The 411-nt window shown below is 64.5% G+C and carries 1 protein-coding gene; it reads left to right on the forward strand.

The window, feature by feature from the left end; translation table 11 throughout:
- Positions 1 to 411 (forward strand): acetylglutamate kinase (gene argB, locus D7Y13_RS43960; protein ID WP_244222502.1); only part of this gene is annotated, 411 nt, incomplete at both ends.

The following is a 411-nucleotide window of genomic DNA, read 5'->3' on the forward strand; positions in this document are numbered from 1 at the left end:
ACATCCGCATGACCAACAGCCCGACCAGCCCGCAAGAACAGGCCCGCATCCTTTCCGAGGCGCTGCCGCACATGCAGCGCTACGACGAGGAGATCATCGTCATCAAGTATGGCGGTCACGCGATGGGCGAGGAGGAAACCGCCCGTGCCTTCGCGCGCGACATCGTTCTTCTGGAGCAGACCGCGATCAATCCGGTCGTGGTGCACGGCGGCGGCCCGCAGATCGGCGCGATGCTCAAGCGGCTCGGGATCAAGTCCGAATTCCAGGCGGGCTTGCGCGTCACCGACGCCGCCACCATCGAGGTGGTCGAGATGGTGCTGTCGGGTCTCATCAACAAGCAGATCGTCGGCTACATCAACGAAGCCGGCGGCAAGGCGGTCGGTCTCTCCGGCAAGGACGGCAACATGGTGC

Origin of the sequence: Corallococcus praedator (assembly GCF_003612125.1) — a bacterium.
GTDB lineage: Bacteria > Myxococcota > Myxococcia > Myxococcales > Myxococcaceae > Corallococcus > Corallococcus praedator.